At 57.3% G+C, this 16,320-nt stretch carries 16 protein-coding genes and 1 pseudogene; 14 read left to right on the top strand and 3 right to left on the bottom strand.

The genetic code is table 11. The features are described from left to right. The first annotated feature begins 77 nt into the window (after positions 1 to 77). The 14 genes from C1J03_RS14435 (at position 78) to C1J03_RS14370 (ending at position 14,224) form a co-directional block, all read left to right on the top strand. Positions 78 to 2,369, top strand: coding sequence for a bifunctional salicylyl-CoA 5-hydroxylase/oxidoreductase (locus C1J03_RS14435; RefSeq protein WP_114887234.1), 2,292 nt, complete (start codon positions 78 to 80; stop codon positions 2,367 to 2,369). After that, positions 2,366 to 3,085 (top strand): SDR family NAD(P)-dependent oxidoreductase, encoded by a 720-nt coding sequence (locus C1J03_RS14430; protein WP_114887233.1) that lies wholly within the window; start codon positions 2,366 to 2,368, stop codon positions 3,083 to 3,085. Before C1J03_RS14435 ends, C1J03_RS14430 begins: the two co-directional genes overlap by 4 nt. Beyond that, positions 3,082 to 3,564 (top strand): MarR family winged helix-turn-helix transcriptional regulator, encoded by a 483-nt coding sequence (locus tag C1J03_RS14425; RefSeq protein WP_114887232.1) that lies wholly within the window; start codon positions 3,082 to 3,084, stop codon positions 3,562 to 3,564. Before C1J03_RS14430 ends, C1J03_RS14425 begins: the two co-directional genes overlap by 4 nt. Further along, positions 3,554 to 4,354 carry an enoyl-CoA hydratase family protein gene (locus C1J03_RS14420; RefSeq protein ID WP_254694047.1) on the top strand — a complete coding sequence of 267 codons (801 nt, stop codon included), beginning with the start codon at positions 3,554 to 3,556 and terminating at the stop codon, positions 4,352 to 4,354. Before C1J03_RS14425 ends, C1J03_RS14420 begins: the two co-directional genes overlap by 11 nt. A gap of 3 nt (positions 4,355 to 4,357) precedes the next feature. Next, positions 4,358 to 5,506: an acyl-CoA dehydrogenase family protein gene (locus tag C1J03_RS14415; protein ID WP_114887230.1), complete on the top strand. Its 1,149-nt coding sequence runs from the start codon at positions 4,358 to 4,360 to the stop codon at positions 5,504 to 5,506. Positions 5,507 to 5,508: 2 nt separating this feature from the next. Beyond that, complete coding sequence (locus tag C1J03_RS14410) at positions 5,509 to 7,128, top strand: AMP-binding protein (RefSeq protein WP_114887229.1); 1,620 nt, start codon at positions 5,509 to 5,511, stop codon at positions 7,126 to 7,128. Beyond that, positions 7,125 to 7,952, top strand: coding sequence for a tryptophan 2,3-dioxygenase (locus C1J03_RS14405; RefSeq protein WP_114887228.1), 828 nt, complete (start codon positions 7,125 to 7,127; stop codon positions 7,950 to 7,952). The genes C1J03_RS14410 and C1J03_RS14405 overlap by 4 nt, the downstream gene beginning before the upstream one ends. Next, positions 7,953 to 9,143, top strand: a complete 1,191-nt coding sequence (gene kynU / locus C1J03_RS14400; RefSeq protein WP_114887227.1) for a kynureninase — start codon at positions 7,953 to 7,955, stop codon at positions 9,141 to 9,143. Between the two features lie 89 nt (positions 9,144 to 9,232). After that, positions 9,233 to 10,375 (top strand): ABC transporter substrate-binding protein, encoded by a 1,143-nt coding sequence (locus C1J03_RS14395; RefSeq protein WP_114887226.1) that lies wholly within the window; start codon positions 9,233 to 9,235, stop codon positions 10,373 to 10,375. A gap of 85 nt (positions 10,376 to 10,460) precedes the next feature. Then, a complete protein-coding gene (locus C1J03_RS14390) occupies positions 10,461 to 11,378 on the top strand; it encodes a branched-chain amino acid ABC transporter permease (RefSeq protein WP_114887225.1) in 918 nt (305 codons plus the stop codon). Position 11,379: 1 nt separating this feature from the next. Continuing rightward, positions 11,380 to 12,363, top strand: a complete 984-nt coding sequence (locus C1J03_RS14385; RefSeq protein ID WP_114887224.1) for a branched-chain amino acid ABC transporter permease — start codon at positions 11,380 to 11,382, stop codon at positions 12,361 to 12,363. After that, complete coding sequence (locus C1J03_RS14380) at positions 12,356 to 13,111, top strand: ABC transporter ATP-binding protein (RefSeq protein WP_114887223.1); 756 nt, start codon at positions 12,356 to 12,358, stop codon at positions 13,109 to 13,111. Before C1J03_RS14385 ends, C1J03_RS14380 begins: the two co-directional genes overlap by 8 nt. Further along, positions 13,108 to 13,797 (top strand): ABC transporter ATP-binding protein, encoded by a 690-nt coding sequence (locus tag C1J03_RS14375; RefSeq protein ID WP_114887222.1) that lies wholly within the window; start codon positions 13,108 to 13,110, stop codon positions 13,795 to 13,797. The genes C1J03_RS14380 and C1J03_RS14375 overlap by 4 nt, the downstream gene beginning before the upstream one ends. Before the next feature lie 25 nt (positions 13,798 to 13,822). Beyond that, positions 13,823 to 14,224, top strand: coding sequence for a RidA family protein (locus C1J03_RS14370; RefSeq protein WP_114887221.1), 402 nt, complete (start codon positions 13,823 to 13,825; stop codon positions 14,222 to 14,224). A 2-nt stretch (positions 14,225 to 14,226) separates the two neighbouring features. Here the strand turns inward: C1J03_RS14370 and C1J03_RS14365 are convergent, their stop codons facing one another. The 3 genes and pseudogenes from C1J03_RS14365 to C1J03_RS14355 all read right to left on the bottom strand — a co-directional run bounded on the left by C1J03_RS14365 (position 14,227) and on the right by C1J03_RS14355 (position 16,233). Then, complete coding sequence (locus C1J03_RS14365; RefSeq protein WP_114887220.1) at positions 14,227 to 15,021, bottom strand: metal ABC transporter permease; 795 nt, start codon at positions 15,019 to 15,021, stop codon at positions 14,227 to 14,229. After that, a pseudogene (locus C1J03_RS14360) lies at positions 15,021 to 15,751 on the bottom strand (metal ABC transporter ATP-binding protein). The gene C1J03_RS14365 and the pseudogene C1J03_RS14360 overlap by 1 nt, the downstream one beginning before the upstream one ends. Continuing rightward, positions 15,748 to 16,233 (bottom strand): transcriptional repressor, encoded by a 486-nt coding sequence (locus C1J03_RS14355; protein WP_114887219.1) that lies wholly within the window; start codon positions 16,231 to 16,233, stop codon positions 15,748 to 15,750. Before C1J03_RS14355 ends, C1J03_RS14360 begins: the two are co-directional and overlap by 4 nt. Positions 16,234 to 16,320: the final 87 nt, after the last annotated feature.

Raw genomic sequence — 16,320 nt, 5'->3', positions numbered from 1 at the left:
TGTAAAATATTTTTACTTGAAGCAAATGATCTGTTGCCCTAGCTTACTTGGTATAGCCACCTAGGGGAGACGGATTGATGCGCGCGATATGTTTGGGCGGAGGGCCTGCGGGGCTCTACTTTGCGATCTCTCTCAAGCTGCGTGAACCGGATGCCGAAGTGACGATTCTGGAGCGCAACAAGCCTGATGATACCTTTGGTTGGGGTGTGGTGTTGTCAGATGAAACACTCGACAACCTTCAAATCAACGATCCCGTTTCGGCCGAGGAAATCCGCAGCCATTTTGCCTATTGGGATGACATCGCGCTGCACCATCAGGGCCACACGATCTTGTCTTCGGGTCATGGGTTTTGTGGCATTGGTCGCAAGCGCCTGCTGCTAATCTTGCAAGATCGCGCCCGCGAACTTGGCGTGAACCTCCAGTTCGAAACGGAAGTTAAAGCCGCCTCTAGCTACATGGATGGCTATGATCTGGTTGTGGCCTGCGATGGCTTGAACTCAAAGGCGCGAATGGAATTTGAAGATGCCTTCAAACCTGACATCGACGTGCGCCGCTGCCCGTTTGTCTGGCTGGGCACCCATCAGAAATTCGACAACGCGTTTACCTTTATCTTTGAAAAAACCGATAAGGGCTGGATTTGGGTGCACGCTTACCAATTTGACGATGAAACGGCGACCTTCATTGTGGAATGCTCGCAACAGACCTTTGATGCCCACGGGTTTGGCGAGATGAACCAGGAGCAGACGATTGCGGTCTGCGAAGAGATCTTCAAAGATCATTTGGGCGGGCATAAGTTGATGACCAACGCCACCCATATCCGCGGTTCGGCCTGGATCAAGTTCCCCCGCGTGCTGTGCGAACATTGGAGCCACGAAAACCTGGTGCTCTTGGGCGACGCGTCTGCGACGGCGCATTTTTCAATCGGGTCTGGCACAAAGCTGGCGTTGGAATCCGCGATGAGTTTGGCCAAGCATGTCAGTGACGATGCGGATCTACCGACGGCATTTGCCAAATATGAGGAAGCGCGCCGACTTGAAGTGCTGCGTTTGCAATCGGCGGCGCGCAATTCGGTCGAGTGGTTCGAAGATGTTGAGCGTTATCTTGATCTCGACCCGGTACAGCTGAATTATTCGATGCTGACCCGCAGCCAACGCATCAGCCACGAGAACCTGCGCGAGCGCGATCCTGACTGGCTGGCGGGCGCCGAGAAGTGGTTCATGGAACAAGCGGGAGCAGGGGCCAATGGCCCGGCGCGCACCCCGATGTTTGCGCCCTTCAAGCTGCGCGAGATGGACCTGATCAACCGCATCGTCGTCTCGCCCATGGCGCAGTACAAGGCCGTCGATGGCGCGCCCACCGACTGGCACCTCATTCACTACGGTGAGCGGGCCAAGGGCGGGGCTGCACTTGTTTACACAGAGATGACATGCGTCTCAGCGGACGGTCGGATCACTCCGGGCTGTCCAGGGCTCTACGCGCCGGAACACGAGGCCGCTTGGGTGCGCCTTACGGGTTTTGTCCATACTGAGACCGAAGCCATGATTTGCTGCCAGATCGGCCATTCGGGCCGCAAAGGGTCGACCCAGGTGGGGTGGGAGACCATGGACGCACCGCTCAAGGACGGCAATTGGCCAATCATCTCGGCATCCGCCATTCCGTGGTCCGAAGGCAACGCCACACCCAAGGCCGCGACGCGCGACGACATGGACCGCATCCGCGATGAATTTGTGACAGCAGCCCAGATGGCGGACCGCGCCGGGTTCGACATGATCGAATTACATGCCGCACATGGCTATTTTGTCTCAAGTTTCATCTCACCTTTGTCGAATACGCGTTCGGATGAATACGGCGGCACCCTTGAAAACCGCATGCGCTATCCGCTCGAAGTCTTTGAGGCGATGCGTGCGGTATGGCCCGCAGCCAAGCCGATGTCGGTGCGGATATCTGCCAATGATTGGGCCGGTGATGACGGCGTGACCCCCGAAGAAGCCGTAGAAATTGCGCGTATGTTTGAGGCTTCTGGGGCTGACATTATTGATGTTTCTGCCGGACAAACCAGCACTATTGGCGAGCCCGTCTATGGCCGCATGTTCCAAACACCATTCTCTGACCGCATCCGCAACGAAGGTGGGATCAAAACCATGGCAGTTGGCAACATCTTTGAGGCCGACCATGTCAATTCGATCTTGATGGCCGGGCGCGCGGACCTTGTTTGTCTGGCTCGTCCGCATCTGGCTGATCCTTATTGGACATTGCGCCACGGGGCCGCGATTGGCGACCGCCACGCAAAATGGCCCGCTCCTTATGAAGCTGGGCGCGACCAGTTATGGCGGCTTGCTGACCGCGCAGCGGAGGTAGAGAAAGTATGAGACAGGTCTTAATCACGGGCGGCGGATCAGGGATTGGCCGGGCAACGGCGCGGGCATTTTCTGATGCGGGGGATGCAGTCACAATCACGGGCAGGCGCGAAGAAGCGCTGCGTGAAACCGACGGTGGGCGTGGCATGACCTGCGTGACAGGTGACGTCACCAATGAGGCGGATGTGGCCGCATGGTTTGCACAGCCCTTCGACGTCGTGATTGCCAACGCAGGTGCGGGCACCCCAACAAAGTTGCGCGATATGTCGCTAGAACAGTGGAATGATACACTGTCTGTCAATTTGACCGGAACGTTCCTGACTTTTCGGGCAGCCGTGCAGGAAATGCAGACCGGTGGGCGGTTGATCGCGATTGCCTCGACGGCAAGCCTGCAAGGTGGCCCAAACATCTCGGCATATGTGGCCGCAAAACACGGGGTCCTTGGTCTGGTACGTGCGTTGGCCCAAGAGGTCGCGCGCAGTGGGATTACCTGCAACGCGGTCTGTCCCGGTTTCGTGGATACTGACATGGGGGCAGCAGCAGTTGACGCTGTGTCCAAGCGGTTCTCCATCAGCGCGGACGACGCGGAAGCGCGCATCGTCTCAGGCAATCCCATGCGCCGGATGATCCGCACCGAAGAAGTAGTCGCGGCCGTGCAGTTTCTTGCCTCCGAGGGGGCCTCCATGGTGAATGGCCACGCCCTTTCCGTGTCCGGGGGCGAAATATGACCAGCGCCCAGCATCCAGATGATCCAGCGTCCAAAGAACGTCTGCGTTTGTGGTTGCGGTTGCTCAAGATGACCCGGTCCGTGGACGCGCGTCTGCGTGACAAATTTCGGGTGGAGTTCGCCAGTACGTTACCAAGATTTGATCTGATGGCTGCGCTATCACAGCATAAAGACGGCCTGAAAATGAGCCGCCTGTCTGACGTCCTGCGTGTCTCGGGCGGTAATGTCACCGGCATTGCCGATCGGCTCGCTGATGAGGGCCTTGTGGAGCGTGTGCCCGTTCCCGGTGACCGTCGTGCAACGCTGTTGCGGTTGACACCTACTGGGTACACTGAATTTGCCAGTCAGGCCCGTGCCCATGAAGCGTGGATTGATGATATGTTGTCTGGCGTCACCGCCGAGGAAGCCCGCACGCTCGCAGCCCGACTTCAGCAATTCGCAGACCAAACGGATAAAGCGGAGGAAACCCATGCGCAGTGATGTGAAACATTTTATCTGTGAGATCGACAGCGGCGTTGCGACCGTGCGGCTGGACCGACCAGACCGTAAAAACCCGCTAACCTTTGACAGCTATGCCGAACTGCGCGACTGGTTTCGCGATCTGGTTTATTCAGATGACGTCGATGTGGTCGTGTTTGCATCAAATGGGGGTAACTTTAGCTCTGGCGGTGATGTGCATGATATCATTGGGCCTTTGACTAGAATGAACATGAAAGAACTGCTGCGATTTACCCGTATGACCGGTGATTTGGTTAAGGCCATCATCAACTGCGGCAAGCCCGTAATCGCCGCTGTGGATGGCATTTGCGTGGGCGCAGGCGCGATTATTGCGATGGCATCAGACCTTCGGATTGCGACGCCACAGGCCAAAATAGCGTTTTTATTTACCCGTGTTGGCCTAGCAGGCTGTGACATGGGGGCTTGCGCGATCCTGCCACGATTGATCGGACAAGGCCGCGCGGCGGAGTTGCTCTATACCGGCCGCTCAATGAGCGCTGATGAAGGCGAACGCTGGGGCTTTTTCAACCGCGTCGTGGAGATTGACGCACTGGAAGCCGAAGCCGTGACGCTCGCGCGCAGAATTCAAGCTGGGCCAAATTTCGCGCATATGATGACCAAAACGATGCTGGCGCAGGAATGGTCGATGTCGATCGAACAAGCCATTGAGGCAGAGGCGCAAGCACAAGCGATCTGCATGCAGACCGGCGATTTTGAGCGCGCCTACACAGCATTTGTGGACAAGCAAAAACCAGAGTTTCAGGGAGATTGAACCATGGCTGATCGAAGTTTCCTTGATTGGCCCTTTTTGGAGCCGCGTCACAAGGCGCTGGCTGACTCACTTGAGGCGTGGGTCCCCGGCGCGTTGGGAGATATTGATCACAGCGACACGGATGCAGCCTGTCGCGCACTTGTGCGTCGTATGGGCGAAGATGGCTGGTTACAACATTCTGCCGCGCCCCAAGGCGAAACGCTTGATGTCCGCAGCCTAAGTCTCACCCGCGAAACATTGGCGCGTCATGACGGTTTGGCCGATTTCGCCTTTGCGATGCAGGGGCTGGGAACCGGTGCAATCTCGCTTTTTGGGAATGAATCCCAACAACAAGAATGGCTGCCGTTGACCCGTAAGGGACAAGCAATTTCGGCATTTGCCCTGACCGAACCGCAATCAGGCTCGGACGTCGCGAACTCGACAATGACGGCGGTTGAGGACGGCAATGACTATGTCCTGAACGGCGAAAAAACCTGGATTTCCAACGGTGGCATTGCAGATGTCTACACGTTGTTCGCCCGTACAGGTGAGGCACCCGGCGCACGCGGATTAAGTGCATTTATCGTGCCTGCAGGACTGCCGGGATTTGAAGTGGTTGAGCGGTTGCAGGTCATCGCGCCCCATCCGCTTGCACGGCTTCGGTTTACGAAATGCCGCGTGCCCAAATCTGCACTGATCGGCGCACCAGGGCAGGGATTTGCCATCGCGATGTCGGTGCTAGATGTCTTTCGTACGACCGTAGCCGCAGCAGCGCTTGGTTTTGCGCGGCGCGCCTTGGACGAAGCAATTGAACGGGTAACGGCGCGACAGGTGCAAGGGGCACCCTTGGCGGATTTACAGATGGTTCAGGGGCACATCGCAGACATGGCGCTGGATGTGGATGCCGCGGCCTTGCTGGTATACCGCGCTGCCTGGACCAAAGACAGCGGTGCGCCGCGTGTAACCCGTGAGGCTGCAATGGCGAAACTATTCGCGACCGATCGCGCCCAGCAGGTGATCGACAAGGCGGTGCAACTACATGGTGGTGACGGTGTGCGGGTCGGCGAAACGGTTGAAAGCCTGTACCGCGAGATCCGCGCCTTGCGCATCTATGAGGGCGCATCAGACGTGCAACGGGTCGTCATTGCCCGTCAGGTTTTAGGAGGACGATAGCGATGCTGGGACGCTCTGGACATAGCGATAGTTTTACCCGCGATAACCTGCCGCCTGCGGCGACTTGGCCAGATTTGCGCCTTGATGGGTTTGACTATCCGGATCGGTTGAATGTTGGCGTGGAGCTAACTGATAATATGGTGGAAAAAGGGCATGGTGATCGCACCGCTTTGATCGGGAATGGTCGACGCCGGACCTACAAAGAGCTGGCTGACTGGACCAATAAATTGGCGGCGGCGTTGGTCGATAACCTTGGGCTAAAGCCAGGGAACCGGGTCCTGATCCGAAGTGCCAATAACCCCGCGATGGTCGCCTGTTGGTTGGCCGCAACCAAAGCCGGCGCAGTCGTGGTGAACACCATGCCAATGCTGCGCACGGGAGAGCTTACCGCGATTGTAGACAAGGCCGAGATAAGCCATGCGCTGTGCGATACGCGCCTGATGGACGAGATGGCCGGATGCGCCAAGACATCGCGGTTTCTTAAAACGGTGGTCGGGTTTGACGGGACCAGCAACCACGATGCAGAACTTGATCGTTTGGCACTGGAAAAGCCGGTGCATTTTGATGCCGTCGACACTAGCCAAGATGACGTTGCTCTTTTGGGTTTCACATCAGGAACGACCGGTAACCCAAAGGCAACAATGCATTTTCATCGTGACCTCTTGGTGATTGCGGATGGTTATGCCCGTGAGGTTTTGGGCGTTGTGCCAGAGGATGTGTTTGTTGGCTCGCCGCCCTTGGCTTTCACGTTCGGCCTCGGGGGACTTGCGATATTCCCCCTGAGGTTTGGGGCTGCGGCAACACTGCTAGAGACAGCAAGTCCACCAAATATGATTGAAATCATTGAAAAATTCAAAGCCACGGTTTGTTTTACCGCGCCGACCGCCTACCGCGCCATGCTGCAGGCAATGGATGATGGTGCCGACCTAAGTAGCCTGCGCGCAGCCGTCAGTGCGGGTGAAACATTGCCTGCACCTGTTTATCACGATTGGAAGGCCAAGACCGGCAAGCCGATGCTGGATGGGATCGGCGCGACCGAGATGCTGCATATCTTCATTTCCAACCGTTTCGACGACCACAAAGCGGCCTGCACCGGGCGGCCTGTCACAGGGTACGAGGCCAAGATCATTGATCAGAATGGCGTAGAAATGCCGCGGGGCGAGGTCGGGCGTTTGGCGGTGAGAGGGCCGACAGGTTGCCGCTATTTGGGCGATGCGCGGCAGGCTGAATATGTAATCGATGGCTGGAACATCACGGGTGACAGCTTTTCGATGGATGACGATGGATACCTGCATTTCGCTGCGCGTAATGACGATATGATCGTCTCCTCCGGTTACAATATTGCAGGACCAGAGGTGGAAGCCGCCTTGCTATCCCACCCAGCAGTCAGCGAATGTGGCGTAGTGGCTGCTCCGGATGAAGCGCGTGGATCCATTGTGCAGGCGCATGTGGTTCTTAATGAAGGTTTTGAAAATAATTCAAATATTATCAAGGAATTACAGGATCACGTTAAGGCAAAAATTGCTCCCTTTAAATACCCTCGCGACATCCAATTTATTGACGCACTCCCCAAAACAGCCACAGGCAAGATTCAACGCTTTGCCCTCAGGACAGCAACATGAGCGATTTTGAAAAAGCCTCTGACGGCGCCAAGATGGATTTCGCCAAGGACATGTCTTATGGCGATTACCTGGGCCTCGATGCGATATTGTCGTCGCAGCATCCGCTGAGCGATGCTCATGACGAAATGCTGTTCATCATCCAGCATCAGACCTCAGAATTATGGATGCGCTTGGCGATCCACGAGCTTCAGGAAGCCCGCAAGGTGATGCTGTCGGGGGATTTGCAGCCGGCGTTCAAGATGCTCAGCAGGGTGGCGCGTATCTTTGAACAGCTTAACAACGCTTGGGACGTGCTGCGGACGATGACGCCGAGTGAATACACCGCGTTTCGGCCGTCGTTAGGCAATTCATCAGGGTTTCAGTCGCATCAATACCGGCTGGTTGAATACCTTCTGGGCAACCGGGTCGGTGCCTTAATGAAACTGCACCAGCACCGGCCGATCGCATTGGCCGCTTTGCAGGATGAATTGACCCAACCAAGCCTGTACCAAGTTGCGATCGACGTGGTGTGCACCCGTCTTGGGCAGGACAAACTTGCGGGTGCGCCCGCGACTTCCGATTGGGCCGCGCAGCAGGCGGTGCAGGACCTGTGGCAGCATGTTTATGAAGATCCCGCAACCCATTGGGAATTATATGAATTGGCGGAAAAGTTCGTCGATCTTGAGGATTATTTTCGTCGCTGGCGTTTTAACCACGTCACGACAGTTGAGCGGATCATCGGTTTCAAGCGCGGGACGGGCGGCACATCAGGTGTTGGCTATTTGCGCAAGATGCTCGAAGTTGAGCTGTTTCCAGAGCTATGGCATGTTAGAGGAGCACTATAAGTGTCCAACGTACTGAAAAAAGACGCATTTATCCTACCTGAAGGGGTGATCTACCTTGATGGCAATTCGCTGGGGCCTTTGCCCAAGGGCGTGGCCGCGCGGGTCCAAAAAATGCTGAGTGACGAGTGGGGTCAAATGGTGATCCGGGGTTGGAACGGCGCGGGTTGGATGGATCAACCTGCAAAGATTGGCGATCAAGTGGGCCGGATCATCGGCGCCCCCACAGGATCGGTGGTCATGGGCGATACGCTGTCCATCAAGGTGTTCCAGGCGCTCGCTTCGGCGGTCAAGATGCGGCCAGAGCGGCGTGTGATCTTGAGTGATACCGGCAATTTCCCGTCTGATCTCTATATGGCTGAGGGCCTCGTAGGGCTGCTTGCGCAAGGCTATGAGCTGCAAACAGTCGCCCCTGAAGAGGTGGCCGGTGCGATCAATGAGACCCACGCAGCCGTGCTTCTTACGGAAGTCGATTACCGCACAGGCCGCAGGCATGATGTGGCCGCGATCACCAAGACGGCACAGGCGCAGGGCGCGGTGATGATCTGGGATCTTGCCCATTCGGCAGGGGCGTTGCCTGTCGATTTGCTTGGATCCGGGTGCGAAATGGCGATTGGGTGTACGTATAAATACCTCAATGGCGGTCCCGGCGCACCGGCGTTTATTTATGTGCGGCCCGACTTGATGGATAGTATCGAGCCGGCGCTCAGTGGTTGGCTTGGACATCGCCAACCCTTTGATTTTGATCTGAACTATCAGCCAGGCCTTGGCATCGAGCGGATGCGTGTTGGCACCCCGCCGATCATCCAACTTGCAGCGCTCGAAGTTGCGATGGAGCTTTGGGAAGACATCGACATGAACGAATTGCGCGCGGCCTCACTGGCCCTGCAAGAGCAATTCATCTTTGAGGTTGAGCGGGATGCACCGCAATTGACCCTTGCCAGTCCGCGCGAAGGGGCCATTCGCGGGTCGCAGGTATCGTTCCAGTTTGAGCATGGCTATGCCGCGATGCAGGCCGTGATCGATCATGGTGTGATCGGCGATTTTCGTGCGCCAGATATTATGCGCTTTGGCTTTACCCCGATGTATCTGGATGCAGCTGACATAAGCGCCGCGGTCAAGGTCATTGCAGATGTGATGAACAACCGGCTGTGGGACAACGATAAATATAAAACGCGGTCCAAGGTGACTTGATCCGCGCAATCTTTTGACAACGGCGCGGGGCTTATGCCGCGCCACCAAACGGGCCCGCTGAATGAGGCTCAACAACTAGGGAGACGACCATGAAATTACGATCAATGATCCTCGCTGCCGGGCTTGCTGCGGTTGCAACGGGCGCTGTGGCCGATGGCCATGGCGGCACAGTGAAGGTGGGTATGATCACCACGCTTTCGGGCGGCGGTGCCGGCCTTGGCGTAGACGTGCGGGACGGCTTTTTGCTGGCGACCAAAGGCAATGACGCGATTGAACTGGTGATTGAGGATGATCAGCGCAAACCTGACATCGCGGTGCAACTGACCGATAAGATGATCCAATCCGAAAAGGTCGATGTGCTGACAGGCATTATCTGGTCCAACCTCGCCATGGCGGTGGTCCCGGCGACAACGGCGCAAGGCAAGTTCTACATTAGCCCCAATGCCGGTCCCAGCCAGCTGGCCGGGAAGGGGTGCCATCAGAATTACTTTAACGTGGCGTGGCAGAACGATGCGTTCTACGAGGCCGCAGGCAGCTGGGCAAATGAAAATGGCATCGGCAAAGTATTCCTGATCGCGCCGAATTATCCAGCCGGCAAAGACGGGATGACCGGTTTCAAGCGCATGTTCAAAGGCGAGATCGCGCAAGAGGTTTATACCCAACTGGGCCAGACCGATTACGCAGCTGAGATCAGCCAAATCCGTGCGTCAGATGCCGATACAGTGTTTTACTTCCTGCCGGGCGGCATGGGGATTTCCTTTATGAAGCAATACTCAGGCTCGGGCGTGGATAAAAACGTTATGGGCCCTGCGTTTAGCTTTGATCAAGGTATCCTAGGGGCGATTGGCGACGCGGCCATCGGGGTCAAGAACACCTCGCATTGGTCCAAAGACATCGACAATCCTGCAAACGTCAAATTTGTTGCCGATTTTGAGGCTGAATATGGCCGCCTACCGTCACTCTATGCGGCTCAAGGTTATGACACCGGGCTCTTGCTGGCCTCTGCGGCCGCTTCGGCCGATGTCAAAGACGCGGATGCTTTCCGAGCCGCTCTTGAGGCGGCTGATTTCGACAGTGTGCGTGGGTCGTTCAGCTTTGCACCTAACCACCACCCCGTGCAGGACATCTACATGCGCGAAGTCGTCAAGCAGGGCGATGTCGTAACCAATAAGATCATTGGCGTTGCGGCATCAGGTCACTCAGACGTCTACGGCGCTGACTGCAGCTTTTAAATCTTTGGCGCGCGCCGGGCACCCTGGCGCGCGCATTCAAACACCAACCTTGCACATCGCAGGGCCAAGGAAGCTTTGACCCGCAATGACCCCAATCCTTTTGATCGAACAGGTGCTCAATGGCCTGCAATCGGGCATCATGCTGTTCTTGATGGCGGCCGGCCTGACGCTTATTTTTGGCGTGATGGGGCTGATCAATCTGGCCCATGGATCGCTTTATATGGTTGGTGCTTTTGCCGCGGCGGCTGTGTCGGCGGCGACTGGATCATTTGCACTTGGATTGATAGCAGCACTGGCCGCAGCGGCTGCGGCGGGTGCTTTGGTTGAGTTGTTGGTGATCCGCAGGCTTTATGACCGCGACCACCTTGATCAAGTGCTGGCGACCTTTGCTCTGATCCTTATTTTCTCTGAAGGGACGCGGTGGGTTTTTGGCTCATTTCCGCTGTTTCTTGATATTCCACCTGCGCTCAGTGGGGCCGTTATGCTGCCCGGTGGCATCCAATACCCGCTCTACCGTTTGACCATCATCGTCGTTGGACTGCTGATCGCAATGGGGCTGTTTGCGTTGATTGCACGGACCCGCATTGGCATCCAAATTCGTGCAGGTGAGGCCGATCGTGAAATGATCGCAGCCCTTGGGGTCGATATCTCAAAGCTCTACACGTTGGTCTTTGCTCTTGGGGCCGCGCTTGCTGGGCTTGCGGGCGCGCTCGTTGGGGCCATTCAATCAGTTCAGGTTGGTATGGGCGAGCCAGTGCTGATCCTTGCCTTTGTTGTGATCGTGATCGGCGGCATCGGATCGATCAAAGGCGCGCTGGTGGGTGCGCTGTTGGTCGGGCTGACAGATACGCTTGGTGGCGTGCTGCTTCCGCCGCTCTTTGCCACGTTTATGGAGGCGCAGGCGGCCACGTCGCTGGGCTCTTCTTTGGCGAATATGTCGATCTACATCTTGATGGCGGGGGTACTATTATTCAAACCCACCGGCCTCTTTGGGGAGGCGTAAGATGCGGCGCGAAACCCTCCTGAACGTCTTTCTTTTTGCACTCCTGCCAGTGACAGCACTCGTGGCGTTTGTCCTCGACGCGCCATTTATCATCACGCTGACCACCAAAGCTGCGATCCTTGCACTCGCTGGGGTTGGCTTGAACATCGCGCTGGGACTGGGCGGCTTGGTCAGTCTTGGTCACGCTGCGTTCTTTGGCATTGGGGGCTATGCGATGGGCATTCTTGCCTTTCACGCCCAAAATTACACGCCGCTGATGGAGGTGCCGTTTTTGATTGAGGGCACCAAATCCATGCCGATCATCTGGCTGGTCGCGATCATCGCAAGTGCGCTGGCCGCGTTAGCGATCGGCGCGCTCAGCTTACGCACCTCGGGCGTCTATTTCATCATGATCACGCTCGCCTTTGGTCAGATGCTTTATTATTTCAGCATCTCCTGGAGCGCGTATGGCGGTGAAGATGGCCTGTCGGTCTATGTGCGCAATGGCTTTCCCGGTCTTAACACGCTTGATCCGCTAACCTTTTTTGGCATCTGTTTTGCGCTGTTGGCTTTGGTTTTGTTTTTCGCGGGCCGTCTGGCCGCCGCACCTTTCGGCTTGGCGCTGTCTGCCGCGCGTCAAAACCCAGAGCGGGTCGAGACGGTCGGGATCACGCCTTACCGCATTCGGCTGGTGGCATTTGTGCTGTCAGGGGCGGTGACGGGCCTGGCGGGCGCGCTTTTTGCGGATCTCAACCGTTTTGTAAGCCCCACAATGTTCAGTTGGCAAACCAGCGGAGAGATCATGGTTTTTGTGATCTTAGGCGGGGTAGGGCGGCTCTTTGGCCCTGTTGCGGGGGCGGCATTGTTCATCCTTCTGGAGCATGTTTTGGGCGGCCTCAGTGATTTCTGGCATGTTTATCTGGGGGTGCTTTTGTTGCTCGTGGTGCTTTTTGCGCGCGGTGGCATGATCGGCCTTATTGCAGGACGCGAGCAGGCTCATGACTGATCCGCTGCTGAAAATCAAAGATCTGCACAAGAGCTTTGGCGCGCTCAAGGCAACGGATGGTGTGTCGTTGACCCTGATGCAGGGCGAAATCCATGCGTTGATCGGACCTAACGGTGCGGGAAAATCCACGCTGATCAAACAGATCGCCGGGGGCCTGAAATCCGACAGCGGCACGGTTGAATTTGCCGGTCGCGATGTGACTGCACTGGGAACGGTTGCACGGGCGCGTGCAGGGCTGGGGCGTACTTTTCAAATTTCGTCACTCGCGATGGAGATGACGGTGCTGCAAAACGTGACCCTTGGTGCATTAGGGTGCCAAGGTGGGGTCATGCGTTTCTTTGGGCCGGTCCTGAAACAGGACGGGTTGCGCGCGCGGGCCATGGATGCGCTGGAACGGGTTGGTCTGCAGGATGCCGCCGCGCGCCGGACGGCTGAGTTAAGCCACGGACAGCGCCGCCAGCTCGAGGTCGCTGTGGCACTGACCTTGGAGCCGTCAGTGTTCTTGATGGACGAACCGATGGCGGGGCTGGGGGCAGAAGGCTCCAAAGAGATGACAGGTTTTCTCGATGGATTGCGCGCACAGGCACCGATTTTGTTGGTGGAGCATGACATGGACGCGGTCTTTGCGCTTGCTGACCGCATCTCGGTGCTGGTCTACGGCCAAATTATCGCGACCGGCACCGCGGATGAAATCCGCAAGAACCCGGATGTCCGAGAAGCCTATTTGGGGTCGGAGGACGCGGCATGAATGTGCTTAACCTCAGGGGGATCACGGCGTCTTACGGGCCATCACAGGCGTTGTTTGGTGTCGATCTGGCACTGCAACAAGGCGAAGTACTGGCGTTGATGGGGCGCAATGGGATGGGTAAATCCTCGACCAATAAGGTGATCTGCCGGATGCTCAGACATTCTGGTGGAACGCTGGAATTTAACGGCAAAGACATCGCCCGGTTGCCCAGCTACCGCGCCGCGCGCGCAGGCATCGGATTGGTGCCTGAGGGGCGTCGCTGCTTTGGCCCGCTGACAGTGCATGAGAACCTGATCGCCGCGGCCCGCAAAGGGCCTTGGGATGTGGCTGCCGTGACAGACCTTTTTCCGCGATTGGGAGAACGTCAAAGCCAGCTTGCCGCAAGCTTATCGGGCGGCGAACAGCAGATGCTCGCAATTGGTCGCGCCTTGATGACAAATCCAACGCTGCTGCTTCTCGATGAGGCGACCGAAGGGTTGGCCCCGGTGGTCCGCCAAGAGATCTGGGCAGCCGTCGCTAAACTCAAGGCAGAAACCGGCATGTCGCTGATCGTGGTGGATAAATCCCTGCGTGAACTTGGCGGTGTGGCGGACAGCGCCGTTATTTTAGAACGTGGCACCACCGTGTGGTCGGGACCAATGACAGACCTATCCGCACAAATAGCGGATCAATATTTGGGCGTTTGACGCCCCTGACGAGGAGGAAAAGACTATGGCACATCAAATTATTCAACCCGAGGGCTGGGCCCCGGCAAAAGGATACGCCAATGGCGTGTTGGCCGCAGACGGGCACCTTTTTGTCGGAGGGCAGATCGGTTGGACAGTGGATCAAAAGTTTGAAGCGCATGATTTCATTGGTCAGATGGTGCAGGCCCTGCGCAACATTCGGGCCGTGGTCGAAGCGGCCGGAGGTACGCCCGAAGACATCGTCCGTCTGACTTGGTACGTCACTGACAAAGCGGAATATCTAGCGGCACAAGCAGATGTCGGCCGCGCCTACCGCGAAGTTATGGGGCGGCATTTCCCGGCGATGGCCATGGTCGTTGTTTCAGCCCTTGTTGAGGATGAAGCCAAGGTCGAGATTGAAGCCACTGCGGTTCTGTCTAAAGCGTAAACCTAAGCCCGGCGGAGCAGGGGCCAAAGCGCAATCGAGAGCGCAAAAAGCCCGGCAGCAAAGCTGGCGATGCTGGGGCCGGTTAGCGTATCAAAGATGTAGGACCCACCCAACCCCCCTAGGGCGGCGACGGCCCCTATGATAACGGCGCAGGCCGCCATCATCTCGGGTGTTCGTGCAAAGGGCCGCGCGGTTGCTGCTGGGGTAATCAGCATTGCCGCGATCAACAACGCCCCTACGACCTTGATTGCGACCGCCACGGTCACTGCCAAAGCGAGGGTGAGGAGCAGCACTTCGCGGCGCGGATTGCCACCGCTGGCACTTGCCAGATCAGGCGAAAGGGTTGCGGTCAGCAATGCTTGCCAGCGCCAGATCATCAGGCCTGCGACAAGGGCCGCACCGCTCCAGATGACCACCAGATCAGCGCGCGTCACTGCCAAGATATCGCCAAATAGATAGGCGTCCAAATCCACCCGGACCCCGTCCAGTAGTGACACAGCCACCAGTCCGAGGGCCAATGCGGCATGGGCCAAAACTCCAAGCAGCGTGTCGGCACTCACAGTGCGTTCAGACAGCGCCGCAATGAGCAGCGCCATCGCCAGTGCCACGGCCAAAACCCCTGCAAAGATTGGCAAATCCGTCGCCAATGCCAGTGCCAAGCCAAGGATCGCCGCATGGCTGGTTGCATCGCCAAAATAGGCCATGCGGCGCCAAACAACGAAACAACCCAACGGGGCTGCGGCAAGGGCCACCCCAAGCCCGGCAAGAGCCGCGCTCACTAAGAAATCATCTAGCATTAGTGGGCTCCGTGATCGTGGTCGTGACCATGATGATCGTGGTCATGGCGGTACAGCGCCAAAGCACTTGCGTCCCAGTGCCAAAGAGCGCGCGGTATTCGGGGGCGTCGGCCACGACATCCGGCGTCCCTTCGCAACACACGTGGCCGTTAAAGCACACCACTCGGTCACTGGCGGCCATCACAACATGCAATCATGGCTGACCATCAACACGGCACAGCCACGCGCTTGGCGGACGGCTTCGATCTGGCGGAAAAAAACTTGCGGCCCCTGGTTAGTCGAGGTCCTGCGTGGCTTCATCTTGGATCAGGATATCTGGCGTGCTCAAAAGCGCGCGCGCCAGCAGCACGCGTTGAAATTGCCCACCAGACAGCTGCGCCATTTGCCGCGTGCCCAGATCCGAGACACCAGCATCGGCAAGGGCGGCCTCAATTGCGGTGGGTGTGGTCTTGTGCGGAAGGTTGAGAAACCGAGAGACAGTAAGGGGCAAAGATGCATCGATCTGCAGTTTTTGGGGGACAAAGCCAATGCGCAAACCGGGAGCGCGGGTGACTTTGCCACGCCGCGGTGGCAAGGCACCGATCAAAGCGCGCAGCAGCGACGATTTGCCAGAGCCGTTAGGCCCCACGATCGTCACGATCTCTCCGCGGTCGATGCCGATGTTGACACCCTCCAGCACAATGCGTGCGCCATAAGAGAGGCCAAGATCTGTTGTCGTGATAAGTCTCATTCTGCGTCCTCGTCTTGGCACGCGGGGCAGAGCCCTTCGGCTTCGACCACTGTCCGTTCGATGCGGAAACCCGTGGCGCGCGCGGCGTCACCAAGGCGTCCTTGGTCGGAGGTCGTATCAGTTTCGGCCACCGACTGGCAACTGCGGCAGATCAGAAAAGCAGGCGCATGGTCCTCCCCTATATGGGCACAAGCGATGTAGGCATTCAGCGCTTCAATCTTATGGGCGAAGCCGGCACCAACCATAAACTCCAGCGCGCGGTAGGCAACGGGCGGTTGGCTACCCAGCCCTTCTGCGGCAAGTTGGCGCAGAAGATCGTAGGCACCCATAGCGCGATGCTCAGCAAGCAAAATCTCAAGGCTACGGCGTCGCACAGGCGTCAGGCGCAGGCCGGTTGCACCACAATGTGCCTGCGCTTTTTCAAGCGAACCGCGCACACAAATGCTGTGATCGTGGGATTCAAACCCGATGGAGGTGGGCATGGATGTTCCTTGCAGAAGATATTCAGTATTGATATATTATAACATATAAGTTAGCAAGCCTGCTCTGCTTACCAATATAAGATATCT

Origin of the sequence: Sulfitobacter sp. SK012 (assembly GCF_003352085.1) — a bacterium.
Classification (GTDB): domain Bacteria; phylum Pseudomonadota; class Alphaproteobacteria; order Rhodobacterales; family Rhodobacteraceae; genus Sulfitobacter.
Note: the sequence above shows the minus strand (reverse complement) of the source record. Positions and strands in the feature narration are given on the sequence as shown.